25 protein-coding genes are annotated in these 25,579 nt (G+C 67.6%); 10 read left to right on the top strand and 15 right to left on the bottom strand.

Annotated features, from left to right (window positions below):
• Nucleotides 1-45: 45 nt before the first annotated feature.
• Nucleotides 46-954 (top strand): recombination-associated protein RdgC, encoded by a 909-nt coding sequence (locus R4823_RS09985; RefSeq protein WP_338618506.1) that lies wholly within the window; start codon nt 46-48, stop codon nt 952-954.
• Nucleotides 955-984: 30 nt separating this feature from the next.
• Here R4823_RS09985 and R4823_RS09980 read toward each other — a convergent pair whose 3' ends face one another.
• The 3 genes from R4823_RS09980 to R4823_RS09970 all read right to left on the bottom strand — a co-directional run bounded on the left by R4823_RS09980 (nt 985) and on the right by R4823_RS09970 (nt 5,014).
• On the bottom strand, nt 985-2,379 hold the full coding sequence (locus R4823_RS09980; RefSeq protein WP_338618504.1) for an MFS transporter: 1,395 nt from the start codon (nt 2,377-2,379) through the stop codon (nt 985-987).
• Between the two features lie 24 nt (nt 2,380-2,403).
• Complete coding sequence (locus tag R4823_RS09975; protein WP_087839258.1) at nt 2,404-4,122, bottom strand: sulfatase-like hydrolase/transferase; 1,719 nt, start codon at nt 4,120-4,122, stop codon at nt 2,404-2,406.
• A 172-nt stretch (nt 4,123-4,294) separates the two neighbouring features.
• A complete protein-coding gene (locus R4823_RS09970) occupies nt 4,295-5,014 on the bottom strand; it encodes a TerC family protein (protein WP_279813963.1) in 720 nt (239 codons plus the stop codon).
• 389 nt (nt 5,015-5,403) lie between these two features.
• Here R4823_RS09970 and R4823_RS09965 point away from each other — a divergent pair, with 389 nt between their 5' ends.
• Nucleotides 5,404-6,381 (top strand): threo-3-hydroxy-L-aspartate ammonia-lyase, encoded by a 978-nt coding sequence (locus R4823_RS09965; protein ID WP_087839256.1) that lies wholly within the window; start codon nt 5,404-5,406, stop codon nt 6,379-6,381.
• On the opposite strand, the gene R4823_RS09960 is transcribed toward R4823_RS09965, so the two are convergent.
• Nucleotides 6,369-6,722, bottom strand: a complete 354-nt coding sequence (locus R4823_RS09960; protein WP_132979944.1) for a hypothetical protein — start codon at nt 6,720-6,722, stop codon at nt 6,369-6,371. The genes R4823_RS09965 and R4823_RS09960 overlap by 13 nt on opposite strands.
• A gap of 161 nt (nt 6,723-6,883) precedes the next feature.
• Nucleotides 6,884-7,810 (bottom strand): AraC family transcriptional regulator, encoded by a 927-nt coding sequence (locus R4823_RS09955; protein WP_087839254.1) that lies wholly within the window; start codon nt 7,808-7,810, stop codon nt 6,884-6,886.
• Nucleotides 7,811-7,961: 151 nt separating this feature from the next.
• Between R4823_RS09955 and R4823_RS09950 the strand changes: the two genes are divergently transcribed.
• The 6 genes from R4823_RS09950 to R4823_RS09925 are packed head-to-tail and all read left to right on the top strand — an operon-like array spanning nt 7,962 to nt 13,996.
• Nucleotides 7,962-9,194, top strand: coding sequence for an amino acid ABC transporter substrate-binding protein (locus R4823_RS09950; RefSeq protein ID WP_279813953.1), 1,233 nt, complete (start codon nt 7,962-7,964; stop codon nt 9,192-9,194).
• A gap of 55 nt (nt 9,195-9,249) precedes the next feature.
• The gene (locus R4823_RS09945) at nt 9,250-10,122 is read left to right on the top strand and encodes a branched-chain amino acid ABC transporter permease (RefSeq protein ID WP_279813950.1); all 873 of its coding nucleotides are present in this window, start codon (nt 9,250-9,252) and stop codon (nt 10,120-10,122) included.
• A complete protein-coding gene (locus R4823_RS09940; protein ID WP_087839251.1) occupies nt 10,119-11,066 on the top strand; it encodes a branched-chain amino acid ABC transporter permease in 948 nt (315 codons plus the stop codon). Before R4823_RS09945 ends, R4823_RS09940 begins: the two co-directional genes overlap by 4 nt.
• Entirely contained in the window at nt 11,063-11,788 is a 726-nt protein-coding gene (locus R4823_RS09935) for an ABC transporter ATP-binding protein (protein ID WP_087839250.1), read from the top strand. Before R4823_RS09940 ends, R4823_RS09935 begins: the two co-directional genes overlap by 4 nt.
• Nucleotides 11,781-12,497 carry an ABC transporter ATP-binding protein gene (locus tag R4823_RS09930; protein WP_087839249.1) on the top strand — a complete coding sequence of 239 codons (717 nt, stop codon included), beginning with the start codon at nt 11,781-11,783 and terminating at the stop codon, nt 12,495-12,497. The genes R4823_RS09935 and R4823_RS09930 overlap by 8 nt, the downstream gene beginning before the upstream one ends.
• Before the next feature lie 47 nt (nt 12,498-12,544).
• Complete coding sequence (locus R4823_RS09925) at nt 12,545-13,996, top strand: aldehyde dehydrogenase (protein WP_279813941.1); 1,452 nt, start codon at nt 12,545-12,547, stop codon at nt 13,994-13,996.
• A 61-nt stretch (nt 13,997-14,057) separates the two neighbouring features.
• Here the strand turns inward: R4823_RS09925 and R4823_RS09920 are convergent, their stop codons facing one another.
• From R4823_RS09920 to R4823_RS09910, 3 genes are all read right to left on the bottom strand, one after another.
• Complete coding sequence (locus R4823_RS09920; RefSeq protein ID WP_279813938.1) at nt 14,058-14,567, bottom strand: hypothetical protein; 510 nt, start codon at nt 14,565-14,567, stop codon at nt 14,058-14,060.
• 132 nt (nt 14,568-14,699) lie between these two features.
• Nucleotides 14,700-15,989: an MFS transporter gene (locus R4823_RS09915; protein WP_087839247.1), complete on the bottom strand. Its 1,290-nt coding sequence runs from the start codon at nt 15,987-15,989 to the stop codon at nt 14,700-14,702.
• Nucleotides 15,990-16,099: 110 nt separating this feature from the next.
• Nucleotides 16,100-17,041, bottom strand: coding sequence for a tripartite tricarboxylate transporter substrate binding protein (locus tag R4823_RS09910; RefSeq protein WP_338618501.1), 942 nt, complete (start codon nt 17,039-17,041; stop codon nt 16,100-16,102).
• A gap of 67 nt (nt 17,042-17,108) precedes the next feature.
• Between R4823_RS09910 and R4823_RS09905 the strand changes: the two genes are divergently transcribed.
• A protein-coding gene (locus R4823_RS09905; RefSeq protein WP_132980470.1) for an IS5 family transposase occupies nt 17,109-17,881 on the top strand; the annotation gives its coding sequence in 2 pieces (ribosomal slippage) (nt 17,109-17,433 and nt 17,433-17,881; 774 coding nt in all).
• Nucleotides 17,882-17,955: 74 nt separating this feature from the next.
• Here R4823_RS09905 and R4823_RS09900 read toward each other — a convergent pair.
• The 7 genes from R4823_RS09900 to R4823_RS09870 all read right to left on the bottom strand — a co-directional run bounded on the left by R4823_RS09900 (nt 17,956) and on the right by R4823_RS09870 (nt 24,443).
• The gene (locus tag R4823_RS09900) at nt 17,956-18,747 is read right to left on the bottom strand and encodes a class II aldolase/adducin family protein (protein WP_254914610.1); all 792 of its coding nucleotides are present in this window, start codon (nt 18,745-18,747) and stop codon (nt 17,956-17,958) included.
• Nucleotides 18,748-18,835: 88 nt separating this feature from the next.
• Nucleotides 18,836-19,783, bottom strand: coding sequence for a transcriptional regulator GcvA (gene gcvA, locus R4823_RS09895; RefSeq protein WP_338618498.1), 948 nt, complete (start codon nt 19,781-19,783; stop codon nt 18,836-18,838).
• Between the two features lie 22 nt (nt 19,784-19,805).
• Nucleotides 19,806-20,519: an ABC transporter ATP-binding protein gene (locus R4823_RS09890; protein ID WP_087839245.1), complete on the bottom strand. Its 714-nt coding sequence runs from the start codon at nt 20,517-20,519 to the stop codon at nt 19,806-19,808.
• Nucleotides 20,516-21,295, bottom strand: a complete 780-nt coding sequence (locus tag R4823_RS09885; protein ID WP_087839244.1) for an ABC transporter ATP-binding protein — start codon at nt 21,293-21,295, stop codon at nt 20,516-20,518. The genes R4823_RS09890 and R4823_RS09885 overlap by 4 nt, the downstream gene beginning before the upstream one ends.
• Before the next feature lies 1 nt (nt 21,296).
• Nucleotides 21,297-22,154: a branched-chain amino acid ABC transporter permease gene (locus R4823_RS09880; RefSeq protein WP_087839243.1), complete on the bottom strand. Its 858-nt coding sequence runs from the start codon at nt 22,152-22,154 to the stop codon at nt 21,297-21,299.
• A gap of 15 nt (nt 22,155-22,169) precedes the next feature.
• Complete coding sequence (locus R4823_RS09875) at nt 22,170-23,051, bottom strand: branched-chain amino acid ABC transporter permease (RefSeq protein WP_087839242.1); 882 nt, start codon at nt 23,049-23,051, stop codon at nt 22,170-22,172.
• Nucleotides 23,052-23,291: 240 nt separating this feature from the next.
• Nucleotides 23,292-24,443: an ABC transporter substrate-binding protein gene (locus tag R4823_RS09870; protein ID WP_279813920.1), complete on the bottom strand. Its 1,152-nt coding sequence runs from the start codon at nt 24,441-24,443 to the stop codon at nt 23,292-23,294.
• Nucleotides 24,444-24,639: 196 nt separating this feature from the next.
• On the opposite strand from R4823_RS09870, the gene epsC reads away from it, so the two are divergent.
• Complete coding sequence (epsC, locus tag R4823_RS09865) at nt 24,640-25,560, top strand: serine O-acetyltransferase EpsC (RefSeq protein WP_087839240.1); 921 nt, start codon at nt 24,640-24,642, stop codon at nt 25,558-25,560.
• Nucleotides 25,561-25,579 lie beyond the last annotated feature (19 nt).

Raw genomic sequence — 25,579 nt, 5'->3', positions numbered from 1 at the left:
GCGAAGGCCGCGTCGTATAGAATCGACCCTTTTGCGCGGCCCGCCATGTGGTTCAAGAATCTACAGATCTATCGCCTTCCCGCCCCCTGGCCCATGACGCCCGAGGGGCTCGATGAACTGCTCCGGCCCCAGGTCTTCGCCCCCGGCTCCAGCCTGGAGCTGCAGACGCAGGGATGGGCGCCCCCGCTGGAAAACGGCAGCCTGCTGGCCCACGGCGTGAACGGCCAGTTGCTGATCACGCTGCGCACCGAGAAGAAACTGCTCCCGACCACCGTCATCAATCAGGTGGCCAAGGCCAAGGCCCAGGAGATCGAAGAGCAGCAAGGCTTCAAGCCGGGCCGCAAGCAGATGAAGGAGATCAAGGAGAACGTCAAGGAAACGCTGCTGCCGCGCGCCTTCAGCATCCTGCGCGACACCCGCGCGTGGATAGACACGCGCAACGGCTGGCTGTGCATCGACGCTTCCTCGGCGGCGCGCTGCGACGAACTGCTGCAGCTCCTGAACCGGGCCATCGACAAATTCTCGCTGGCCAACCTGCACGTGCAGACCTCGCCCGCGGCCGCCATGACGGAATGGCTGGCCGGCGGCGAAGCTCCCGCCAATTTCACGATCGACCAGGACACCGAGCTGCGCTCCACCGGCGAAGGCCGCGCCACGGTGCGCTATGTGCGGCAATCCATCGAGGCCGAGGACGTGCGCCGCCACATCGAGGCCGGCAAGCAGTGCACCCGGCTCGCCATGACCTGGGCCGACCGCATCTCGTTCGTGCTGAGCGAATCGCTGGCCATCAAGCGCATCGCGCCGCTGGACGTGCTCAAGGAAAACGCCGACGCCCTGGCGCAGAACGACGCCGAACGCTTCGACGCCGATTTCACGCTGATGTCGGGCGAACTGGCCAAGCTGATCGCCGACGTGGTCGATGCCCTGGGGGGCGAGGCCCCGTCGATGCGCTGACGGCCGCGCGGGCAGCGCGAGCAGCCTGGACTACGAGCGCCGGGCGCTCCAGGCCGCCAGGGCCGGCGCCAGCGCGAACAGGCCGAACAGCCAGGCGGACGCGGTGCGGGCGCCTTCGATGCCGCCGGGGTCGGCCAGGCCGGCGGCATTGGCCACCATGCCGGCCACCGCCGATCCCAGCGCGATCGCATAGAGCTGCAGGGTCGTCACCGCGCCCGAAGCGAGGTTCTCCTGGCCCGCGGGGGCCGAGCGGAACACCCGCGTGACCAGGTGCGACCAGCACATGCCTATCCCGAACCCGACCCCGGCCAGCGCCGCGCACAGCGCGGCGAACGCCACGCCGCCCGACTCGCCCGGCGGTACCAGCACGGCCAGCGCGGCCAGGCCCGCCGCGGTCACCACCGGCCCGGCACGGACCAGGCGCACGACGGCGGCGCCGGTATATCCCGAGAACATCAGCGAGGCCAGCGTCCAGCCGCCCGCCATGACCGCCGTCAGGTAACCCGCCACGAGCGGCGTCTGGCCGTGCAGGGTCTGCAGGAAATACGGCACGAAGATCTCGCTGGTCAAGCCGATGATGAGCATGGCCATCGTCAGGTAGCAAGCGCCCAGCACCGTGCGGGTCGAATAGGCGCCCGTGGGCATCAGCCGCGACGAGGCCTTCACGTCCAGCCGCCCCATCCCTGCCACCAGCGCCAGCCCCACCGCCACGCCGGCGGCGTTCCAGGCCAGTTCATGCGAGAGGCTGCCCACCGAGACGACCATCACCGAGCACGCCAGCAGCGCCAGCTTGCCCCAGGGCACGCCCGCCGCGGCCGACGACGACGCGGGCGCGGTGGCCGGCACCAGCTTATGGACGATGGCCGCCAGCGCGGCGGCTACCGGCAACAGCGACAGGAAGGCCGGGCGCCACCACCCCAGCGAGGCGAACAGGCCGCCCAGGGCCGGGCCCGACAACGTCGCCACGCCCCACATCGCCGAGACGAAGGCCAGCGCGCGCGGCCACAGGCGCGGCTCGTACACCATCCGTATCAGCGCATAGGACAAGGCCAGCAGCACGCCGCCGGCGAGCCCCTGGACGGTCCGCCCGGCAAGCAGCCACCACATGGCCGGCGCGGTGGCGCAGACCAGCGACCCCAGGCAGAACAGCGCCAACGCGCCCAGATAGGCGCGGCGCGGCCCGATCCGGTCGATCAGCCGATAGGACAGCGCCGAGCCGAGGATGGACGCCACCACGAACAGCGTCGTGCTCCAGGCGTAGTACGCCAGCCCGCCGATGCTGTGCACGATGGTGGGCATGATGGTGGTGACGACGTAGACGTTGATGGCGTGGAGCGCCACGCCGCCGGCCAGCGCCAGCGAACGCAGCGCGTTGCGGCCGGTCATCAGTTCGAAGGGAGAGGATTTTTCCTGGGGGGAAGACATGCGTAGGTCCGTGGACACGCGCACTCAGCGTGCGACGAGCGAGCGGACCGGATTGTAAGGGCGGACCGGCAGGCTGTGGCCCACGGGCAGGACATCGGAGAACTCCAGCGAAGCGCCCTCGTGCACTTCGCGGAAGGTGTTGGCTCCGTACAGGTTCTTGCCCTGCACGTAGTGCACGCCTTCGATGGCCGACGGCGAGCGGACATCGTGCCCCAGCCGGTTCGCCAGCCAGCGCGACATCTCGAAATGGCTGATCCAGCCCGCCCGGCGCATGGGTTCGGACACGGATTCGGGCGCATCGCGACTCCAGGACAGTACCGGGACGTCGGCCACCTCGGGTTCCAGCACGTTGTGCCCCCACATGCCCCGCGCCCCCAGCAACTGCCCGTGGTCGCCGGTGATCGCCAGGTGGCGCGGGCCCGGCAGGCGGTCGAACTCGTCCAGCATGCGATCCAGCAGCGCGTCCAGGTACAGCACGGAATTGTCGTAGGCGTTGCGCTGGCGCTCCGCGCGCGGCTGGTCGTGGCTGTCCGGCCAGCGCGCGTAGCGGTCCCGCGCGTGCGCGTAGTTGGCTTCGTAGGGCGCGTGCGTCGACCGCAGCAGGACCACGACGAAGGTCTTCTCGGCCCAGGCCTGTTCCCGCAGCAGCGACAGGATCGCCTCGTCGCCCTGCCTGCCGAACCGGGCCGGCTCGTCCTCGCGGGTGATCGACACGTCGACGTAGCGGCTGCCGACGTCGTTGAGCAGCTTGGACTCCTGGGACGAGATCCAGTAGGTCTTGAAGCCCGCCTCCTTGGCGAACTTGAACAGGTTCGTGGACAGCCCCCGGATCTGCGCCAGCTGGCCGGGCTCGCGCACGGCGTTCAGGATCAGCGGCATGCTGGCCGCGGTGGAAACGGCCGCCGCCACCCCATGGCGCGCAACCAATCCCTGCTCCATGCGCCGCGCCAGGTTGGGGGTCGTGTCCCGTTCGTAGCCCATGATGCCCAGGTGCTGGCTGCGCAGCGAATCGGCCACGAACAGCCAGACGTGCCGCGCATCCGAGGCAAAGGGCACGACCTCGGGCTGGGCGATGGCCGCCACCGGCGCAGGCGCGGCGTGGAGCGATCCGCGCAGCACGTTGTGCACCAGGAAGAAGCTGAAGGTATTGAGGGAGTTGTGCAGGCCGCTGCGGGTGGGGCCGGGCAGGAAGGAATTCAGGTCGCGGTAGGTGGCGCGATAAGGCTTGGATAGCAGGCCCGCGGCCACCAGCATGACCCCCAGCGCGCGCTGCCAGCGCCGCACGTCCGACCGCATGTAAGTCATGAACAGCCACCACGCGGCCAGGTACGGAATCAGCACCGCGAACAGCACGTGGACGTGGTCGCCGAAATCGGCCAGCGCCACTTCCCGCACGTCGCCGAATTCCGAGAACAGGCTGGCCAGCACCACGGGATCGAGCGGCCGGCCGGCGTAGGAGATGTGGCTGAGCTGGACCAGCTCCATGCCGCCCAGCAGCACCAGGATGCACGTCACGAACACCCGGCTGCCCGACAGCCACAGGCCCAGGTTGAAGGCCAGCAGCGCCGCGAAGTAGTTCAGTTCGAAATCGGCCTGGTTGGCGACCGTGAACCACTGCTGGATCCAGTCGTCCAGCATCAGCAGCGATGTGGTCAGCAGGGCCAGCGCGCCCCGCTGGGCGAGGTGCCGCCAGTTCCACGTCCCGGGCCGGGGCATCAGGGTCAGGGAATAATTCGTCGTCATTCGCACTCGATCAAGCGGCCCGCGGCCTTCCTACGTAAAGAACGGCGTCCGGCCGAAACCGGGCGCCGTTCTGCTGCGGGCGGAGTATCCACCCCGGGAAAGCCGCAAGCTTAACCCAGTTCGCCCCTGCCGCGAGAGGGGGTATTTCCCTCGCACGGCCTGGGCGGCGGCGTCACGCCGCGTTGGATTCGGGTTGCCCCTTGCCGCGATTGTTGACGACCATCCGGGCGCCGCCAAGGATGGCAACCAGCGCCAGCGGATACAGCACCCACTGCACCCAGGCGTGGGCCTGGAACCAGGGCTTGACCAGCGGTTCGCCCATCACCATCTTGGCCGCGGTCACGACCAGCACGCCGGCGCCGATGTAGATGATGGCCGGATAACGTTCCATCAGGCGCAGGATCAGGCGGCTGCCCCAGACCATGATGGGCACGCTGATCAACAGGCCCAGCACCACCAGCAGGAAACTGCCGTGCGCCGCGCCGGCCACCGCCAGCACGTTGTCCACGCCCATGACCGCGTCGGCGATCACGATGGTCTTGATGGCGGCGACGAAGCTGGTATTGGCCGCGCCGCTTCCGTGCTCGTCCTCTTCGGCGGTCAGGAGCCGATACGCGATCCACAGCAGCGCCAGGCCGCCCACCAGCATGAGGCCGGGGATCTTCAGCAGCCATACCACGGCCAGCGTCATCAACGTACGGACCACGATGGCGCCGACCGTGCCCCAGACGATGGCCTTCTTCTGCAAGGCCGGCGGCAGGTTGCGCGCGGCCAGCGCGATGACGATGGCGTTGTCGCCGGCCAGCACGATGTCGATCACGACGATGGACGCGAGCGCGAACAGGAATTGGGTGGTGAAAGTTTCTGCGGCGAAAGCCGAAAGCCATTCCACGAGTTGTTCTCCAGAGAAGTTGACGGCCTCTGCTGGCGACAGGAATGACTGGGGACGGGAGTACCCATGCAGGACCTGAGGCCAGGCTGCAAAGGTCTTGTTCAATCACCGGGCGGTGATCCGCACGACCGGAGGAAGCGGACTTCCACGTATTGACGATCGTACGAAAGAGCCTGTTGGACTCTCGAACTACTCCCCTTTGGAGGGACATGCCATAGACATGTCAGCCGGCATTTTCGCCTGCCCGCCGGCTTCGCGTCAACATCGGGGGATACCCCAAGAGAACGGCGCCGCCTGGGGATTCCCGGCAGGCCGCGCCTCCGGCGATCCGCTTCGTATATGCTTGGCTCCTCGGCCGCCTCCGGCCGGCACCCAGGTGGAAAAACACCATGTCCGTCGCCTTCCCCGCCATCGAAGCGGCCGCCGCGCTGCTCGCCGGCCACGCCCACCGCACGCCGGTGCTGACTTCGCATACCGTCGACGCCCGCACCGGGGCCACGGTCTTTTTCAAGTGCGAGAATTTCCAGCGCATGGGGGCCTTCAAGTTCCGCGGCGCCTATCACGCGCTGGCCCGGCTTCCGGATGATGCCCGTCGGCGCGGCGTGGTGGCCTATTCGTCCGGCAACCATGCCCAGGCCGTCGCGCTGGCGGGCCAACTGCTGGGCATACCGGCCACCATCGTCATGCCGTCGGATGCCCCGCGGGTCAAGCTGGAAGCCACGCGCGGCTACGGCGCCCGCGTGGTGCTGTATGACCGGGACACGCAACGGCGCGAGGACATCGCGGCCGAACTGGCGGACCGCGAGGGACTGACCACCATCCCTCCCTTCGACCATCCCGACGTCATCGCCGGCCAGGGCACCGCCGCGCTGGAACTGCTGCGCGAGACCGGACCGCTGGACTACCTGCTGGTCCCCTGCGGCGGCGGCGGATTGCTGTCGGGGTCCGCCATCGCGGCCAACGCCTGCGCGCCGGGCATCCGGGTCATAGGGGTGGAGCCGGCCGCGGGCGACGACGTCACCCGCTCGTTCCGCAGCGGCACGCTGCAATCGGTCGACAATCCCGACACCATCGCCGATGGCGCGCGCACGCAATCGGCGGGCCGGTACACCTTCCCGCTCATCCAGTCCCACGTCCACGACATGCTGACGGTGACCGACGACGAACTGCTGCGCGCGATGTTCTTCCTGATGGAGCGGATGAAGTTCGTGCTCGAACCCACCGGCGCCCTGGGCGCGGCCGCGCTGCTGTCCGGCAAGGTCGATGCGCGCGGCAAGCGCGTGGGCGTCATCGTCTCGGGCGGCAACGTCGACCTGTTCGCACTGGCGCCCTACCTGGCCAAGGGCCGCGCCGCCTACGGCGCGTAGTGCTCCACGCCCGCCGCCGGCGCCACCGGTGCGGCCACCTCGGCATGGGCGGGACGAAACGTCACGATGGCCATCAGCAGGATGGCCAGCGCCAGGTCGCGCCGGGGCGTCTCGTAGCGCTGCGAGCGGAAACGCCGGAAGCCCCACATCACCAGCACGATGAAGCCCCCCATCAGCGCTGCCGCCAGGAAGGAACCGGCGTATTGCGCCAGCACCGGCACGCGCTCGCTGAACGGCCCCTCGGGCAGCGGCCCGCGCAGCGCGCTGGACACGAGGAACATCAGCCCCAGCGCCCCGGCCAGCGCTCCCCACGACAAATCCCGTCCGACGAAAACCTTCACGACATTCACACCCAAGGCTAGATGGGAAAAGTATAGCTTTCGATTTTCTCCCGGGACCCGGCGCCGGGCCGCCCCGAGGCGGGTCCCGGCCTTCTCGGGGGCTGCCGCGTAGCGGCTGGGGCTCAACCATGCTGGGCGCGCGAAGCGCGTAGGGGGGACCTCTACGGCCAGGCAGAGTACGTGAGATCCTCGCGGCCCGCTTCTTCGAGTACCCGGCGGCGGTAGCTGCCGGGAGGCATGCCCATGTGGCGCTTGAAGAAACGGTTGAAGTGCGCGGTGTCGCGGAACCCCAGGCCGTAGGCGACCTGGGCCACGGGCAGCGGCGACTGCTGCAGGCGTATCCGGGCCTCCTGCAACAGGCGCTCGTGCACCACGGCCAGCGGGCCGCAGCCGGCGCTGCGCATGGACGCGGCATGCAGCCGGCGTTCGGTCACCCCCAGCGTGCGGGCGTAGCGGGAAATCGGCCAGTGCTCGCGGAAGTGCATCTCGACCACGCGCAGGAAACGCTGGAACACGACGGAACCGGGCCGGTCGCCGGTAGGCGCCTCGGGGTCGATGTCGCTCATGCGCCAGAGATGCGTCAGGACGATGGACAGGTAGGCGACGGCGATCCCCGCGGCGCCCTTGGCCGCCTGGCGCAGCTCATGGCTGACGGCTTCGAACACGGGACAGAGCATGTCCCGCCCGGCCGCCATCTCGTCCGGCCCGATGTGCAGCAGGCGGTCGGCCACGTTGCGCAGGGCCGCGGCATGCTGGCTGGCGGCCGACGCGCGCGACACCAGCTCCTCGGCCGCCGACAGCATGTAGCCGGCACCGCCGGCCTCCAGGCGGATGGATTGCGCCATGCCGGGTGGCAGCCAGGCCAGGCAAGGCGCGCGCAATGCGAGCTGGCCATGGCGCAGCGTGGCCACGCCCTTCCCCGCCGTCAGCAGCAAGGCATGGCTGCGCCCCTGCCTGCGCGCGGCCTCGACCACCCATTCGCGCGCGGCCAGCGCGGGCATCATCACTTCGCTCTCCATCAGGGTGGCCAGCGGCGTCTCGCCGATGTCCGGATGCACGTCGGGCAGGGAATGCGGATAAACGGCCATGCGGATCCTCGGGAAGGCGGGCAAAAAAGTACAAGTATTCGTCCGATTTCATCAATGCCTGCAACTTTACACGGCCGAGCCCTCTAGCCAGAATTTGTACGTCGCTACAACAAAACTCCGCGATTGTTACAAAATTACCGGGAGACACACCATGCTCACCTCGTCCCTGAAATCGCTGCGCCGCCTGGGCACGGCCGTTGCCCTGTCGGCGTTCTCGCTCGCCCTTCCGGCCCATGCCCAGGACGCCGTCACCATCGGCTACGCGGTGTCCAAGACCGGCGTCAACGCCGGCGGCGCGGGCATCACGACCATTCCCAACTACAAGCTCTGGGTCCATGAGGTCAACCAGGCGGGCGGCCTGAAGGTCGGTGCCAAGCGCCTGCCCATCAAGGTCGTCGAATACGACGACCGCTCCAGCTCCGAGGACGCCGTGCGCGCCGTCGAGCGCCTCATCACGCAGGACAAGGTCGACTTCCTGCTGCCTCCGTGGTCGACCGCGATGAACCTGGCCGTCGCGCCCACCTTCCACCGCTACGGCTATCCGCTGCTGGCGGGCTCGGCGGTGACCGAACGCGCGCCCGAGTTCGCCAAGCGCTGGCCCAACAGCTACTGGCTGCTGGGCACCGGTTCGCAATACGCCGAGGCCCTGGTCGACCAGTTGACCAGCCTGCGCAAGGCCGGCAAGATCGGCGACTCCATCGCCATGGTCTCCATCGCCGACGGTTTCGGCATCGAGCTGGCCACCGCGGCGCGCGCCGCGTTCCAGAAGGCCGGCTTCAAGCTGGCCTACGCCAAGACCTACCCGGTCGGCACGCAGGACCTGGCCCCCATCGTGACCGAAGCCAGGAACCTGAACCCCGACGTCTTCATCGCGTTCAGCTATCCGCCCGACACCATGGCCATCACCGACCAGGCGCGGGTGCTGGGCTTCAATCCCAAGGTGTTCTACACCGGGGTGGGCACCGCCTTCCCGCTGTACAAGAACCGCTTCGGCGCGAACGTCGAGGGCGTGGCCAGCCTGGGCGGCATCGACGCCAACAGCCCCGCCGTCAAGGCCTACATCCAGCGCCACAAGGAAGTGACCGGGGCCGAACCGGACCGCTGGGCCAGCCTGGTCACCTATGCCGGACTGCAGGTGCTGCAACAGGCCATCGAGAAGGCCGGGACCCTGGACCGCAAGGCCGTGTCGGCCAAGATCGCCAGCGAGGAGTTCGACACCATCCTGGGCCGCATCAACCTGAAGAACCACATGGTGCCCAACATGCTGACGCTGGGCCAATGGCAGAACGGCGAGTTCGTCGGCATCGAGCCGGCCAGCCACGCCGGCGCCGCCAAGCTGGTCTTCCCCAAGTCCGCCTGGCAGGCCGGCGCCGCCGCGCGCTGACCCTCAACCCGCGCCGTCCGGCACGCCGCCGGATGGCGCGCGACAGGAATCCCGTATGTTCATCGATGCACTCTTCTCCGGCATCACGCTGGGAGGCATGTACGCGCTCGTCGCCATGGGGCTGACCCTGCAGTATGGCGTCTCGCGCATCATGAATCTGGCCTATGGCGAGTTTCTCGTCGCCGCGGCTTTCTGCGCCTACCTCCTGATGACCGGTCTCCAGATCGCGCCCCTGTGGGGCCTGCTGCTGATCGTCCCCGTCGCCTTCGCCCTGAACTGGCTGGTCTACAGCTTCCTGCTGACGCCGCTGGTCAGGCGCACCCGCACGCGCGCCGCGCTGGAGGTGGACAGCATCCTGGCCACGTTCGGCCTGCTGTTCATCGTGCAGGGCGTGATGCAGGTCACCTTCGGCGGCAACTACTACAGCTATTCCTACCTGAACGAACCCGTGCGCATCCTGGATTCGGTACTGGCCCTGAACCGGTTGCTGGCCCTGGGCTTCGCCGCGGTGTTCGGCATCGGCTTCTACCTGGCGCTGACCCGCACCCGCCTGGGCACCGCCATCCGGGCGGTGGCGGTGGACCCGGTGGCCGCGCGCCTGGTCGCCATCGACGTGCGCTGGGCCTCGGCCCTGGCCTTCGCCGCCGGCGGCGCGCTGGCTGCCAGCGGCGGCGTGCTGGTCAGCATGTTCCTGACCTTCAACGCCAACATGGGCGTGATCTTCACCATGAAGGCGCTGATCGTGATCATCATGGGCGGCGTGGGCAACGTCCTGGGCGCGCTGGTCGCGGGCCTGCTGCTGGGCCTGGCGGAATCCTTCATCGCCACCTACGTGGATCCCGGACTGACGATCGCCGTGACCTACGGCGTGTTCCTGCTGGTGTTGCTGGTGCGTCCCACCGGCCTGTTCGGGAGGGCCGCGCGATGAACGCCCCGCTGCGCATTCCCCTGATCGCCGGTGTCGCCGTGCTGGCCGTGCTGGCCGGCGTGCCCCTGGTGGCCGACGGCTATGGCCTGTCGCTGGCCATCAACATCCTCAACTACGCGGTGCTGGCCACCGCCTGGGCGATGTTCTCGGGCCCCACCCGCTACGTGTCGCTGGCCACGGTCGCCTTCTTCGGCATCGGCGCCTATACCGTGGCGGTCCTGGGCGATGCCCTGCCCTGGCCGGCGGTACTGGCGGCCGCCGCCGTGGTCGGCCTGGTGGTCGCTGTCGTCGTCGGGCTGTCCACCCTCAGGCTGGCCGGTGTCTACTTCGTCATCTTCACCTTCGGGCTGACCGAGCTCATCCGCCAGCTGGTCACCTGGTACGAGGTGAACGTGTCCAACTCCATCGGCCGCTATGTATTCCTGGACATCAGCCAGGAACAAATCTACTGGCAGTTGCTGGCGCTGGGCGCGGTGCTGTTCGTGGCCACCCTGCTGCTGGGCCGCTCCCGCCTGGGCTTCGCGCTGCGCATCATCGGCGCGGACGAAACGGTGGCCCGGCACTGCGGGATCGACACCACCCGCGCGAAGGTGCTGCTGTTCGCGCTCAGCGCGGTGTTCATGACACTGTCGGGCGCGATCATGGCGCCGCGCTGGACCTACATCGACCCGGCCATCGCGTTCAATCCCGTCATGTCGTTCCAGGTGCTGATCATGGCGCTGCTGGGCGGTGTGCAACGGCTGTACGGCCCGCTGCTGGGCGTCATCCCCCTCGCGCTGCTGTTCGAATACCTGGGCGCGAACTTCCCCAACCACTACAGCATCCTGCTCGGCGCCGTCTTCATGATCATCGTCTACCTGCTGCCCAACGGCGTCGTCGGCCTCGCCCGGCGGCTGCGCAAGGCCGACCGCGCGGCGGCGCCCGCCGCCAGGGAGGCATCATGAACAGCCTGCGCATTTCCCAACTGCGGAAAACCTTCGGCGGCCTGACCGCGGTCAACGACCTGAGCTTCTCGGTCGAGGCCGGCGAGATCGTCGGCCTGCTGGGGCCGAACGGTTCGGGCAAGACCACGGTCATGAACCTGATCTCGGGCGCCCTGGCGCCGGATGCGGGCGACATCGAACTGGCGGGCCTGCCCATCGCCGGCAAGGCCCCGCACAAGGTGGCGCACGCGGGCGTGGCCCGGACCTTCCAACTGGTGCGAGTGCTGGCCGACATGGACGCGACCGAGAACGTCGTGGCGGGCCTGGCCTTCTCGCGCGAACCGATGTGGGGCGCGCAGGCCACGGCCAGAGCCGCCGAACTGCTGGCGCGCGTCGGCCTGGCGCGCCATGCCCGGACGCTGGCCGGCGAACTGACCTACATCGACCAGAAGCGGCTGGAGCTGGCGCGCGCCCTGGCCCTGTCGCCCCGCCTGCTGTTGCTGGACGAATGGCTGGCCGGCCTGAATCCGTCCGAACTGCTCGAAGGCATCGCGCTGGTGCGCTCGCTCAAGGACGAGGGCATGAGCATCATCCTGGTCGAGCACGTCATGGATGCCGTGCACTCGCTGTGCGATCGCTGCGTCGTGATGAACGCGGGCGCCAAGATCGCCGAGGGTACGCCCGCCGCCGTCCTGTCGGATCCGGAAGTGATCCGCGCCTACCTGGGAGACGCCAGTGCTTGAAGTCGCCAACCTGTCCGTCGCCTACGGCAAGCATACGGCGCTGCGCAAGGTCGCGCTGTCGGTCGGGCCGGGCGAGATCGTCGTCATGCTGGGTGCCAACGGCGCCGGCAAGAGCACGCTGCTCAAGGCCGTGGCCGGCCTCGTCCCGCACGACGGCCAGGCCGTGGTGCGCCTGTCGGGGCAGGACATCGCCGCGACGCCCGCCCATCGTATCGTCGAGCTGGGCATCGCCCTGGTCCCCGAGGGCCGGGGCATCTTCGGCGAGCTCACGGTGCGCGAGAACCTGCGGCTGGGCGCCTATGCGCACCGCGCCCGGGAAACCGAGGCCGCGACCCTGGAACGCGTGCTGGCCCTGTTCCCCCGGCTGGGCGAGCGCCTGGGCCAGACCGCCCGCACCATGAGCGGCGGCGAGCAACAGATGGTCGCCATCGGCCGGGCGCTGATGTCGCGGCCGGAGATCCTGCTGCTGGACGAGCCGTCGCTGGGCCTGTCTCCCTTGATGAGCGCCGAGCTGTTCAAGTCCCTGGCCGCCATCCGGCAGGACGGTGTCGGCATCCTGCTGGTCGAGCAGAATGCCCGCCTGAGCCTGGCGATCGCCCAGCGCGGCTACCTGATCGAGAACGGCGCCATCGCCGGCGAAGGCGAAGCAGGCGCGCTGATGAACGACCCGGCCGTGCAACAGGCCTATCTCGGCATGGCGAAAGCCTGACGCGAATCAAGGCGGCCGCGGGGCCGCCATTACTGGAGTCAACCACCATGTTCGACATCAAGCTCCTGATCGACGATGAAGACCGCGACGCTACCGGCGGCGCCACGTTCGTGCGGCGCGACCCGGTCACCGGCGCCGACAGCACGCGTGCCGCGGCCGCCACGGTGGCCGATGCCCGCGCCGCCGCCGATGCCGCCGCGGCAGCCTTTCCGGCCTGGGCCGCGCTGGGTCCTGGCGAACGGCGGCAGTTGCTGAACCGGGCGGCCGACCTGCTCGATCAGCGCACGCCGGAGTTCATCGCCCGCATGATCGCCGAAACCGGCGCCACGCGCGGCTGGGCCGGATTCAATGTGCACCTGGCCGCGGGCATCCTGCGCGAGGCCGCCGCCATGACGACGCAGATCGCTGGCGAGGTCATCCCCTCCGACGTGCCTGGCAGCCTGGCCATGGCCGTCCGGCAGCCGGTGGGCGTGGTCCTGGGCATCGCGCCCTGGAACGCGCCCATCATCCTGGGCACGCGCTCGATCGCCATGCCCCTGGCCTGCGGCAATACCGTCGTGTTCAAGGTGTCGGAGCTGTGCCCCGCCACGCACCACCTGATCGCCCAGACCCTGCGTGACGCCGGCCTGCCCGCCGGCACCGTCAATGTCGTCTCCAACGCGCCCGACGACGCGCCCGCCGTGGTCGAGGCCTTGATCGCCCATCCCGCGATCCGGCGGGTCAACTTCACCGGCTCGACCCGCGTCGGCCGCATCATCGCCCAGAGCGCCGCCCGCCACCTGAAGCCCGTCCTGCTGGAACTGGGCGGCAAGGCGCCCTTGCTGGTGCTCGACGACGCCGATCTCGACGCCGCAGTCGACGCGGCGGCTTTCGGCGCCTTCATGAACCAGGGCCAGATCTGCATGTCCACCGAACGCCTGGTCGTCGACGACGCCATCGCCGATGCCTTTGCCGCCAGGTTCGCCGCCAAGGCGGCTTCGCTGCCCGCCGGCGATCCCCGCCGCGACGACGTCGTGCTGGGTGCGGTCGTGACGCCGGAAGCCATCCAGCGCATCCGGCGCCTGATCGACGATGCCGTGTCCAAGGGGGCCAAGCTCATTGCCGGCGGCGGCATCGAAGGCAACATCATGGCGGCCACCGTACTCGACAAGGTGACCCCGGCGATGGAAATCTACGGCGAGGAATCCTTCGGCCCGGTGGTGTGCATCGTTCGGGTCAGCGGCACCGAAGAAGCCATACGCGTGGCCAACGACAGCGAGTACGGGCTGTCGTCGGCCGTGTTCGGCCGCGACATCGCACGGGCGATGGAAGTGGCCAAGCACATAGAAAGCGGCATCTGCCATATCAACGGCCCCACCGTGCACGACGAGGCGCAGATGCCGTTCGGCGGCGTCAAGGCCAGCGGCTACGGCCGCTTCGGCGGCAAGGCCGGGATCAACGAGTTCACCGAATTGCGGTGGATCACCGTCCAGACCACGCCGCGGCACTATCCGTTCTGACGCAGTCGCCAGGCAAAAAAAATGCCGCCCCGAAGGGCGGCATTTTTCATCCTGCAGCCGATCAGGCGGCGGCGGGAGCCGAAGCAGCCTGCTGTTCGGCGGCGGCCGGAGCGGCAACCGGGGCAGCAGCCTTCTTCGCCACGCGCTTGGCGGCGGGCTTCTTCGCGGCAGGCTTGGCAGCCGGCTTGGCGGCCGGCTTCACCGCGGGCTTGGCGGCCTTGGCGGCGGGCTTGGCAGCAGCCTTCTTGGCCGGAGCGGCGGCCTTCGTGGCGGCCTTGGCTTTCTTGGCAGCAGGCTTCTTGTCGCCTGCGGCCACGACAGCCTTGGCTTCCTTCACGGCGGCCTTGACGGCCTTCTCGTAAAGGCTCACGCGCTGAGCGGCGTCCTTGCGGGCCTTCTCCGAACGCTCGAGCGCCTTCTTGGCGGCATCGCCCAGACGCACGGCGGCGGCTTCGAGCTTCGCCAGCACGCCGGCCGACTTGGCCGGAGCGGCTTTCTTGGCGACCTTCGCGGCCGGCTTCTTGGCTGCCGGCTTGGCGGCGGCCTTAACGGGTTGCGATTTCTTAACCATATCAATCTCTAAAAGTCGAGGCCCGAAGTGTTAATGGTGCTCAAAACAATGTCAACCCTTTTGGATGCCAACGACGAAAATTTTTGCTTCGGCACCACGCGCGATGTCACGTCATCGCATCGTGCATGATCGTCATGACGACGTCCGGCCGAACGTTGCGCGAGCGATGATCCATACCGCCACGCCGCACAGCGCGGCGAGCGTTCCGACTGCGACGATGGGCGCGACCGGCAGCATGCCGACCGCCGTGCTGCCCAGCGCGCCGCCCAGCATCTGCGATGCGCCCAGCACCGCGGCACCCACGCCCGCCATCGCTCCCGCGTCCTGCAATCCCAGCGCGAAGAGGGTCGGCATGATGAAGCCGCCGAAGAAAAGACTGGCCGCCATCGCCACGACGAAGACCGCGATCTCCCACCATTGCCCGTGCGCGCCACGCAGCGCGAGCCCGACCGCCAGGGCGGCCAGGCCGGCGCAGGCCGCGCCGCGCACGCCCGCGTACAACACACGCTGGGGCGGCACGCCTCGCTGCGAGAGGCGCGCGGTCGTCAGCGATCCCGCCAGCACCGCGGCCGAGGCCAGCGCGAACGCGATCGCATAGACCGAACTGGACACGCCCATGCCGTCGATCAGCACGAAAGGCGACCCGCTGATGAAGACGAACATGCCGCAGAACACGACACCCAGCGCGCACGACAGGGCGCGCGCATGAGGCAGCGCTAGAAAGCTCCGATAGCCCGCGGGGCGCCCGCCGCCTTCTGGCTGCGGCTGGCCCGGGCCCGCCTGCCGGTCTTCGGAAGCGGGTGCCGCCGGCTGCACGCCCCGGAGCGCGCGCAGCCGTCCCGCCCGCAGGCGGATCCCGACGATGGCGGCCAGCAGCAGCCCCGCCCCGGCCAGCACCGCGAACAGGCCGCGCCAGCCCACCGCGTGGATGACGAACGCTCCGATCAGCGGCGCCACGATGGGCGCCAGGCTCAGCACCGCGACGATGAAGGACTGGATGGTGGCCCGCTGCTGCGGTTGGGGAAAGACGTCGCGGACCAGCGCGATGCCGGCCACCGATGCGGCCGACGCGCCGAAGCCCTGGACCGCCCGCCAGCCGATCAGCGCGGCGCCGTCCGCCGCCAGCGTGCAGGCGATGGCCGCCACCACGTACACGGCCAGGCCGAGCAGGATGACGCGCAAGCGCCCGTGGCGATCGGACAAGGGTCCCCAGGCCAGTTGGCCGAATCCGAAGGTCAGCATGAAGGCGCCCAGCGTCGCCTGCATCTGCGAGTCGGTGGCGCCGAGCTCGGCGCCGATGGCCGGCAACCCCGGCAGGCTGATGTCGATGGACAGGGGCGGCAGGCCGGCCAGCATGCCCAGCACGACGATGAAGCCGACCGGCAGTGCGATCCGGGTCGGCGGGGAATGCCTTGCTTGCACGAAGCGATCTCCTGGCTGGTACGCGCCCCGGTATCACCGGGACGCCAAAGAGCGGAGGATATCGTGCTTTTGCTGGGGCGCACATGCGGCCGCCCCGCGAGGCGCGGGCCTCAGTTCGGTTGCAGGCCGGCGTCCTGGATGATCTTGCGCCAGCGTTTCTCCTCGGCGCGCACGTAGCGGTCCATCGATTCCGGATCGCCCGTCACCTTGATCAGGCCCTCTTCTTTCACCAGGCGTTGGAATGCCGGCGTCTCGGCGGCATGATTGATCGCCCGGTTCAGGCTGCCGATGACCGGAGCCGGCGTGCCGGCCGGGACGAGAAAACCGTACCAGGCCTGGGCGTCATACCCCGCCACCCCGGCCTCGGTCACGGTGGACAGGTCCGGCAACACCGCCGACCGATCGGCCGAAGTCACGGCCAGTGCCCGCAGCTTGCCCGCCTTGATGTAGCTCAGGGCGCCAGGAATGGTCGAGAAGATGACGTCGATCTGCCCGCCGATCAGGTCGTTCAGCGCCGGCGCCGCGCCCTTGTAGGGCACATGCGTCAGTTCCGTTCCGGACAGCGTCGCGAACAGCGCGCCCGCCAGGTGCGCGGAAGTCCCGTTGCCGTTGGACCCATAGTTGATCTTCCCGGGATTGGCCTTCGCGTAGGCGATCAGCTCGGCCACCGTCTTGTAGGGGCGCTGTGGATTCACCACCAGCACGTTCGGTGCCTTGGCCACCATGCCGGCGGAAACCAGCGACGTCTCGTTGGAATACGGCAGCTTCTCCTGCAGGCTGGGATTGACCGCGTAGGCGAAGGTCCCCATCACGATGGCATAGCCGTCCGGCGGACTCTTGGCCACGTAGTCGGTGCCGATCACCGTGCCGCCGCCAGGCCGGTTCTCGACGATGACCGGCTTGCCGAGATACTCGCCCACCTTCTCGGCGACGATGCGGCCGACCAGGTCCGTCCCGCCGCCGGGCGGAAATGGAACGACGAGCTTGAGCGGCCGCTCGGGAAAGGAAGCCGCCAGGGCCTGTCCGGCCAGCAGCGGCCCGGCGATTGCCATGCACGCGGCGCCTAGGTCGTGTTAACACTAATGGTGTTAATCATGAAAATTAAGAGATACTTCGGTGATGGAAATCAGCGAAGCCCAATTCAAGCAGATAGAGCATTGCCTTCCTCGCCAGCGGGGCAATGTGAGCATGAGCAATCTGAACGTGCTGAACGCGATCCTGTACGTGGCCGAGCACGGCTGCAAATGGAGAGGGTTGCCGGAGCGTTTTGGCAACTGGCACACGATCTATACGAGAATGAACCGGTGGTCCAAGAGCGGCGTTCTGGATCGGGTGTTCGAGCAACTGCAGCAGTCGCAGATTGTCCGGATACGCATCGAGGCGGTGTCGCTGGACAGCACGATAGTCAAAGTGCATCCGGACGGTACGGGGGCCCTCAAAAAAAAGGCCGCCAAAGCATTGGCAAGTCTCGAGGAGGCTGGACCACCAAGATTCATCTGGTTGCCGCGGATGCTCGAACGGCAGTGATCTTCGCGCTGTCGCCGGGCCAAGCCGGCGATGGCCCGCAGGGGCGGGCACTGTTGCGCCGCCTGGGCAGACCGAATCGGCCACTGCACTTGCTGATGGACAAAGCCTACGAAGGCAACGAGACTCGGCAACTGGCCTTGGATTTGGGATACATCCCAGTCGTGCCGCCATTGAAGACGCGTGTTCAGCCATGGCAGTACGACCGGGAGATGTATAAGCGGCGCAACGAGGTCGAGCGCCTGTTTCGGCGACTCAAAGGCTTCCGCAGAATCTTCTCCCGCTTCGACAAACTCGACGTCATGTTTACCGGGTTCATCAATTTCGCCCTGATTGCAGATGGGCTGCGTTGTGTTAACAGGCCCTAGGCCCATGCGCCAGGAAGTTGCCAGGAATGTCATGATGTCTCCGTTGTCTTGATTCTGTTCTGCCGTGGAGCCGGCTATAGCCTGTAGCTCGGATCGATCCGGTCCAGCTTGCGCAGCAACGCGGGCCATTCCATGACGCCATACGGCCGCCTGGTCTGCGGCTGGTAGTTCATGTAGGTCTTGTCCAGGACGTCCTGGGGAACAGAATTCAGCGGACTGTTGCAGGCCATGGCCGCCAGTTGCAGCTTGCAGGACAGCTCCAGCCGATGCATGGCGTTGAACGCCTCGGGTATCGTCCGCCCGACGGTCAGCAACCCGTGATTCCTCAGGATCATGGCGTTGTTGTCGCCCAGGTCGGCCACCAGCGACGCTTGCTCGGCCTCGTCCAGCACCACGCCCTGGTAGTCGTGGTAGCTGATGTTGACGAAGCGCATGGAGGTCTGCGCCAGCGGCAGCAGACCGCATTCGAGCGCCGACACGGCCATCCCGGGCCACGTATGCGTATGGATGACGCACGACAGTTCGTGCCTGGCCTGGTGGATCGCGCTATGGATGACGAAACCCGCGCGGTTGACGCCGTACTTCAGGTCCGGCCCGAAGTCGGGCGCGCTCAGGACTTCGCCGTCGGCGTTGATCTTGATCAGGCTGGACGCGGTGATTTCCTCGTACAGCAGCCCGTAGGCGTTGATCAGGAATGCGTTTTCCTCGCCGGGCACCCGGGCCGAGATATGGTTGGCGGCCATGTCGGCCATCCCGTAGAACTCGATCAGGCGGTAGCATGCCGCGAGATTGACCCGAACCTCCCATTCCGCCTCGGAACATCGGGACCTCATGGATGCGATACCCAGGTCCGCCAATTCAGCCATCGTCGATTCCTCCTGCGCAAAGTCGTGTCATGCATTCTGCGCATACGCCAGGCGAAGGGGAAATGACTTTTCGGGCGGATCAGGCCAACTATTTTGTAGGGGTGGCCGGGGGCGGCGGCAGGGGCGCCTCGTCCATCACGTCGTCGGCGCGCGCGCCCAGTTCGGCCAGCAGCCATCGGCGAAACGCCCGGAATGCGGCAGTAGGCGCCCGATCCTTGGGATGCACGAGGAAATAGCCGCCCGCGGGCCGATAAGAGGTGTCGAACGGCGCGACGAGCTGCCCCGACGCCAGATAGCCTTCGACCAGGATGCGGACACCCAGCGCCACGCCCAGGCCGCGTATCGCCGCCTCGTAGGCCATCAGCGAACTCTCGAACTTGTGGCCCCGGCCGGCATGGTCGCTGGCCAGCCCCGCGTGGCGGAACCAGCCCTCCCAGTCTCCCGGGCGGGCAAGCGAATGCAGGAGCGGCAACTCGAGCATGGCCGACACGTCCGGCGTCCCGCCGACCTGGGCCAGGAGATCCGGGCTCATGACCGGCACGAGTTCGATCGGCGCCAGCATGTCGACTTCGATTCCCGGGATATCAGGTACTCCGAAACGGATGGCGGCGTCGAAATCCTGGTGATTGAAGTCGACCAGGGCCGAGGACGCCGACAGCCGGATCTCCACCGAGGGATGCTGCTCGTGGAAAGCCGGCAGCATAGGAATCAGCCAGCACTGCGCGAACGTGTTGTAGGCCAGAATGGACAGCACCTGCGGCTGCCCGCGCCGGCTGAGCTGCGAGGTCGCGAACGCCAGGTCGTTGAGCGCGCGGCGCACCGCGGGATAGTAGCGGCTTCCCGCCTTGGTCAGCGCGATCGACTGCCCGCGCCGGTCGAACAGCTCCACGCCCAGGAAATCCTCCAGGCCGCGAACCTGGCGGCTGACCGCCACCTGCGTGACGCAGAGCTCGTCGGCGGCCGCCGTAAAGCTCATCAACCGCGCCGCGGCCTCGAAGGCTCCCAGCGACTTCATCGGAGGCAGGGGCAGCTTCACGGTATGACCGGATAGGATCTGTTCAGCCGCCCAGGTAGGCTTCCACCAGCCTGCGATCGCCCAGCAGTTCCTTGCCGGAGCCCGACAAGGCGATGCCGCCCGTCTCGAGCACGTAGCCGCGATGGGCGATCTTGAGCGCCTGCCGCACGTTCTGCTCGACCAGGAAGATCGTCAATCCCTGCCGGTTGATCTCGCGCAGGATGCGGAAGATCTCCTGCACGATGATAGGCGCCAGCCCCATGGAGGGCTCGTCCAGCAGCAGCAGCCGCGGCTTGGCCATCAGCGCCCGTCCGATCGCCAGCATCTGCTGCTCGCCGCCTGACAGGTTGCCCGCCATGCCGTTCAGGCGCTCTTTGAGCCGGGGGAAAAGTTCGAACACGCGATCCAGGTCGGCGCCGATCCCGCCCTTGTCGCGCCGGGTATAGGCGCCCAGCTCGAGGTTCTCGCGCACCGTCATCGTGGTCAGGATGGCACGACCCTCGGCCACCTGCACGATGCCCTTGGAGACGATACGGTGCGGCGCCAGGCGCGAGATGTCCTCGCCCTGGAACGTGACGGTGCCCGCTTCCTTGGGGATCAGGCCCGACAAGGCCAGCAGCGTGGTGGATTTGCCGGCGCCGTTGGCGCCGACCAGCGTCGTGATCTCGCCTTCGCGCAGCTCGAGGTCTATGCCCTTGACCGCGGCGATGTGGCCATAGGAAACCTTCAGGCCGTCGACTTTCAGCAGCGGATTCATGCTTGCACCTCGTCCGCCACGTCGTCCTCGCGTCCCAAGTAGGCTTCGATCACCATCGGATTGTTGCGGATTTCCTCGGGCAGGCCCTCGGCGATGATCCGACCGAAATTCAGCACCGCGATACGGTCACACAGGCCCATCACGAAGCGCATGTCGTGCTCGATCATGAAGATGGTGTAGCCCCGCGCCTTGATGTTCTGGATCTCGGCCATCAGGTCCACTTTCTCGCCGGTGTTCATGCCCGCCACGGGTTCGTCCAGCAGCAGCAGCTTGGGCTCGGTCGCCAGCGCCCGGGCCAGCTCCAGCTTGCGCTGGTCGCCGTAGGAGAGGTTGTCCGCAGTCTGGTGCGCCTTGTGCTCCAGCTTGACCCAGGACAGCAGCTCGAGCGCCCGTTCGCGCGCGCGGCGTTCCTGGGCGCGGAACCCGGGCAGCGCCAGCAGCAGGCCTGCCGGACCGTAGTCCAGGTGGCGGTGCATGCCGACCACCACGTTCTCGAGCAGCGACATTTCCTTGAAGATGCGGATGTTCTGGAACGTGCGGGCGATGCCGCGCCGGGTGATCTGGTGCGGCTTGGCACCGACGAGGCTCTGGCCGTCGAAGGTAAGCGAGCCGCCGGTCGGATCGAGCAGGCCCGTGATCAGGTTGAACACCGTCGTCTTGCCCGCGCCGTTGGGGCCGATCAGGCCAAAGATCGTTCCCTGCGGAACCTCGATGTTGACGTCCTGCAGCACGTGCAGGCCGCCGAAGCTCTTGGAGATGGATTGCAGTTTCAGCATGTCATTGGCTCCGCCGGCGGAACCAGCTGCGCAGCAGCGCCGGGTCCCAGATGCCCTTGGGCAGGAACAGCACGATCAGGACCAGGATCACGCCGTTGATGACGAGCCGGAAATCGTTGAACGCGCGCAGCGTCTCGGGCAGCAGCGTCAGGATCACGGCGCCGGCCACGGGCCCGGCCAGGCTGCCGATGCCGCCCAGTATGGTCATGGTCAGGATCTCGACGCCCCGGTCGAACCCGTATTCGTTGGGTCCGATGAAGAAGGTCAGGTGGGCGTTCAGCGCGCCCGCGAGGCCCGCCAGCAACGCCCCCAGGACGAAGGCCAGCATCTTGGTGTTGTTGACGTCGATGCCCATCAGTCCGGCGGCGGTCTCGTCTTCCTTGATGGCCTCGAACGCGCGGCCGACCTTCGAGCGCAGCAGCCGGAACAGCACCGCCAGCGACAACGCCACGGCCAGCGCGATGTGCCACCACTGCGTCAGCTGGGGGATGCCGTTCAGGCCCAGGGCACCGCCCGTCCACGACTCCGTGTTCAGGATCACGACCCGGACCACCTCGCCGAAGCCCAGCGTGGCCATGGCCAGGTAGACCCCGGACAGGCGCAGCGTGGGCTTGCCGATGACGAAAGCCACCAGCATGGGCGCGGCCATGCCGCCCAGCAGCGCCACCGGAAAGGACATCTCGAAATTCATCGTCAGGATGGACGCGGTGTAGGCGCCTATCCCCATGAAGGCGGCATTGGCCATGGCCAGCATGCCGCAGGAAAGCGTCAGGTAGATCGACAGGGCCAGCAGGGCGTTGGTGCCCAGGGTCAGCACCAGGTTGCTGTAGATCGACCAGAAGTTATCGAACCATTCCATTTCTTGTCTGCGTCCTTATGCCTTGCGTTCCAGCACCTTGCCGAACAAGCCCTGCGGCCGGACGAGCAGGATCAGGAACAGGAGGCCGAAGGCTACGGCGTCGCGCATGGTCGACCCGATGTAGGCCACCGACAGCACCTCCGCGAAGCCCAGGAACAGCCCGCCTATCATGGCGCCGCGTATGTCGCCCATGCCGCCCAGGATGATGACGGCGATGCCCTTGTGCAGCATGGGCTGGCCCATCAGCGGGAACACCGCGTTGGAATAAAGGCCGATCAGCACGCCGGCCACGCCGCCCAGGGCGGCAGCGGCGAAGGAGGTCAGCATGAACAGCCCCTCGACGTTGATGCCCAGCAGCGAGGCGGCCTTGGGCGATTCGGCGATGGCGCGCAGCCCCCTGCCCAGCTGGGTACGCTTCATGACGACCATCAGCGCTGCCATCAGCGCGAACGACAGGAAGATGATGATGAGCTCGATCACCGTCATGTGCAGCCCGGCGATCTCGATGGCGTCGTCGGGCACCAGGCCGGACGGGAAGCGCATGTTCGCGGCGCCATAGATGCCCTGCATGCCGCTGTTGAGCGCGATGGCCACGCCTATGGTGGCGATCATGGGTATGAGGTGCGGCGCGTTGCGCTTGCGCAGGCGCTTCAGGACGAGCACGTCGATCAGGATGCCGACGATGCCGCTGCCCACCGCCGCGGCGGCCAGGCCGGCCCACAGGGGCAGGTCGAACTGGGTGATCAGTTGCAGCGCCACGTAGGCGCCGACCATGAACACCGCGCCGTGCGAGAGATTGATGACGCCCAGCACGCCGAATACCAGCGTGAAGCCGAGCGCGAACAGAGCGTAAACGCACCCCAGCGATAGTGCGTTGACGAGTTGCTGCTGTAGCATGGATGGTACCCCCCCCTACGCGCTTCGCGCGCCCCCCAGGGGGCGGCACTGGCGGACCGGCGGAGCCGGATCCGCGGCGCCCTGGATCGGACCGCGTTTCTTGTCGGGCCGGATTCAGGAACGAGACGGTAGAGTTCAGAAAACAAAAATGGGCACGAGCCCTACTATTAATAAAGGGCGCGGGAGTCCCGCGCCCTTTCTGATCGCCGGCGCGAGGCCGGCGGATTCCGCGGGTACCGCTTATTTCTCGATGACGTAGCGGCCGCCGCGGGTGACCATCACGATGGGGGTCTGGACCGCATCGTAGCCGCCGGGCTTGCCGGCGGCGCCCTTGGCCTGGCGGAACTGGAAGGCTCCGGTCGCGCCGGTGATCTTCACCGCGGGCAGCGCCGCCTGGAGGGCGTCGCGGTCGGCCTGCAGGTTGCCCGAGAGCTTCACCTTCTTCAGGGCTTCGGCGACGATGTGCATCGCGTCGTAGGCCTGGGCGGCGAACTGGTCCGGCGCCACATTGTACTTCGCCTTGTAGGCGGCGATGAACTTGGTGTTCTCGGGGGTCGCGTTCTCGATCGACCAGGGGCTGCCGACCCACAGGCCGTCGGCCCGTTCCTTGGCCAGGTCGAACACCTTGACCGAGTTCATGCCGTTGCCGCCGATGAAGGGCACGTTCAGGCCCAGCTGGCGGGCCTGGACCATGATGGGGCCGCCCTCGGCGATCAGCGCCGACAGCACCACGGCGTCGGGATTGGTGGCCTTGATCTTGGTCAGCTGGGCCTTGAAGTCGACGTCGCCCTTGGCGAAGGTCTCGGTCGTGGTGACCGGGATCTTCAGGTCTTCCAGGGCCTTCTTGAAGTTGTCGTAGCCGCTCTTGGTGAACACGTCGTCGTTGCCGTAGAACACCGCGACCTTCTTGATGCCGTTGTGCTTGGCGGCGACGCGGATGGTCTCGGGCAGCACGTCGGCCTCGGTGACCGAGTTGCGGAAGACGTAGTTGCCGATGGAAGTGATGCCGTCGGCGGTGTTCGAGGTGCCGAACACCGGGGTCTTGGCGGCCTGCGCGATCGGGTCGGCGGCCTGGGCCGAGTTGGACAGCGTCGGGCCGAAGATCAGCACGACCTTGTCCTGGAATACCAGTTTCTTGAAGACGTTGATGGCTTCTTCCTTCTTGCCCTGTTCGTCTTCGATGACCAGCTTGATGGTGTTGCCGTTGACGCCGCCCGCGGCGTTGAGTTCGTCGGCGGCGAGCTGGAAGCCATTGCGGATGGCGGCGCCGTACTGGCCGGCACCGCCGGACAGGGCGGCCGCCAGGCCGATCTTGACGTCGGCGGCCTGGGCGAACGCAGCGGCGCCGAGGGCGGCCGCTGCCACCAGCGATTGACTGAAAATGCGGTTCATGTGAGTGTCCCTATAGGTGTCGCGTTTGCGCCTGGGCGTCCACGGCGCGGGACGGCGCGGGCCCCGGGCGCGGGCGACTTGGGGCGATATTCTACCGTTTCGGGCCATACCAGACGAGTCGAAAGGGTTTCCCCTAGCGGGGAAAGCCGCTTCGACTATGCTTGTGGACATTGCCCACGCAACTCATTTTTCCGTCATGAACCTACCGCACACGCCCTCCCCGGACATCGCTCCCGAGTGGCACCTGGCCGACATCGTCGAGCAGTTGCGCACCTCGCGCGAGATCGAGCACAAGATCCGCTACCTGGACCGGGTGCGCGAGCTGCCCTCGCGCGAAGCCCTGGTCACCGTGCTGGACGGCCTGTCGGCCGCGCTCTTCCCCACCCATTACGGCCGCTGCAAGCTGACCGACGACAGCATCGATTATTTCGTCGGCAACACGCTGAACGCCACGCTCAACCTGCTTTGCGAACAGGTCCGCCGCGCGCTGTATTTCTCGGAAGCGCCGGACACCCACGACAAGCAGAACCTGCAGGGCAAGGCGATCGAGATCACCCGTCGCTTCGCCTCGCAACTGCCGGCCATCCGCGCGGTCCTGGTCAGCGACCTGCACGCGGCCTACCAGGGCGATCCGGCCGCCACCAGCATTTCCGAGATCCTGCTGTCCTACCCCGGCATCAAGGCCATCATCCACTACCGGCTGGCCCACGCGATCCACAAGCTGGGCGCCCCGTTCCTGGCACGGCTGATCTCGGACATCGCCCACTCGGCCACCGGCATCGACATCCACCCGGCCGCCCAGATCGGCGCCAGTTTCTTCATCGACCACGGCACCGGCGTGGTGATCGGCGAAACCACGATCATCGGCGAGCGGGTCCGCCTCTACCAGGCCGTTACGCTGGGCGCCAAGCGCTTCCCCGCCGATCCCGACGGCAAGCTCACCAAGGGCATCGCCCGCCACCCCATCGTCGAGGACGATGTGGTCATCTACGCCGGCGCGACCATCCTGGGCCGCATCACCATCGGCCGGGGCTCGACGGTCGGCGGCAACGTCTGGCTGACCCAGAGCGTGCCGGCCAACACCAACGTCAACCAGGCAAAGAACCAGGAAGACTGATCCCGCGGGGCCCCTGCCC

Origin of the sequence: Pigmentiphaga sp. CHJ604, from assembly GCF_036972535.1 — a bacterium.
Lineage (GTDB): Bacteria > Pseudomonadota > Gammaproteobacteria > Burkholderiales > Burkholderiaceae_B > Pigmentiphaga > Pigmentiphaga daeguensis.
This window is presented reverse-complemented; position numbering and strand designations above follow the sequence as displayed.

Excerpts from the sequence above, each read along its gene's own strand:
- R4823_RS09985 (WP_338618506.1), top strand. The coding sequence starts at position 46 with ATGTGGTTCAAGAATCTACAGATCTATCGCCTTCCCGCCCCCTGGCCC.
- R4823_RS09980 (WP_338618504.1), bottom strand. The coding sequence starts at position 2,379 with ATGTCTTCCCCCCAGGAAAAATCCTCTCCCTTCGAACTGATGACCGGC.
- R4823_RS09975 (WP_087839258.1), bottom strand. The coding sequence starts at position 4,122 with ATGACGACGAATTATTCCCTGACCCTGATGCCCCGGCCCGGGACGTGG.
- R4823_RS09965 (WP_087839256.1), top strand. The coding sequence starts at position 5,404 with ATGTCCGTCGCCTTCCCCGCCATCGAAGCGGCCGCCGCGCTGCTCGCC.
- R4823_RS09955 (WP_087839254.1), bottom strand. The coding sequence starts at position 7,810 with ATGGCCGTTTATCCGCATTCCCTGCCCGACGTGCATCCGGACATCGGC.
- R4823_RS09950 (WP_279813953.1), top strand. The coding sequence starts at position 7,962 with ATGCTCACCTCGTCCCTGAAATCGCTGCGCCGCCTGGGCACGGCCGTT.
- R4823_RS09945 (WP_279813950.1), top strand. The coding sequence starts at position 9,250 with ATGTTCATCGATGCACTCTTCTCCGGCATCACGCTGGGAGGCATGTAC.
- R4823_RS09940 (WP_087839251.1), top strand. The coding sequence starts at position 10,119 with ATGAACGCCCCGCTGCGCATTCCCCTGATCGCCGGTGTCGCCGTGCTG.
- R4823_RS09935 (WP_087839250.1), top strand. The coding sequence starts at position 11,063 with ATGAACAGCCTGCGCATTTCCCAACTGCGGAAAACCTTCGGCGGCCTG.
- R4823_RS09925 (WP_279813941.1), top strand. The coding sequence starts at position 12,545 with ATGTTCGACATCAAGCTCCTGATCGACGATGAAGACCGCGACGCTACC.
- R4823_RS09920 (WP_279813938.1), bottom strand. The coding sequence starts at position 14,567 with ATGGTTAAGAAATCGCAACCCGTTAAGGCCGCCGCCAAGCCGGCAGCC.
- R4823_RS09910 (WP_338618501.1), bottom strand. The coding sequence starts at position 17,041 with ATGGCAATCGCCGGGCCGCTGCTGGCCGGACAGGCCCTGGCGGCTTCC.
- R4823_RS09900 (WP_254914610.1), bottom strand. The coding sequence starts at position 18,747 with ATGGCTGAATTGGCGGACCTGGGTATCGCATCCATGAGGTCCCGATGT.
- R4823_RS09890 (WP_087839245.1), bottom strand. The coding sequence starts at position 20,519 with ATGAATCCGCTGCTGAAAGTCGACGGCCTGAAGGTTTCCTATGGCCAC.
- R4823_RS09885 (WP_087839244.1), bottom strand. The coding sequence starts at position 21,295 with ATGCTGAAACTGCAATCCATCTCCAAGAGCTTCGGCGGCCTGCACGTG.
- R4823_RS09880 (WP_087839243.1), bottom strand. The coding sequence starts at position 22,154 with ATGGAATGGTTCGATAACTTCTGGTCGATCTACAGCAACCTGGTGCTG.
- R4823_RS09875 (WP_087839242.1), bottom strand. The coding sequence starts at position 23,051 with ATGCTACAGCAGCAACTCGTCAACGCACTATCGCTGGGGTGCGTTTAC.
- R4823_RS09870 (WP_279813920.1), bottom strand. The coding sequence starts at position 24,443 with ATGAACCGCATTTTCAGTCAATCGCTGGTGGCAGCGGCCGCCCTCGGC.
- epsC (WP_087839240.1), top strand. The coding sequence starts at position 24,640 with ATGAACCTACCGCACACGCCCTCCCCGGACATCGCTCCCGAGTGGCAC.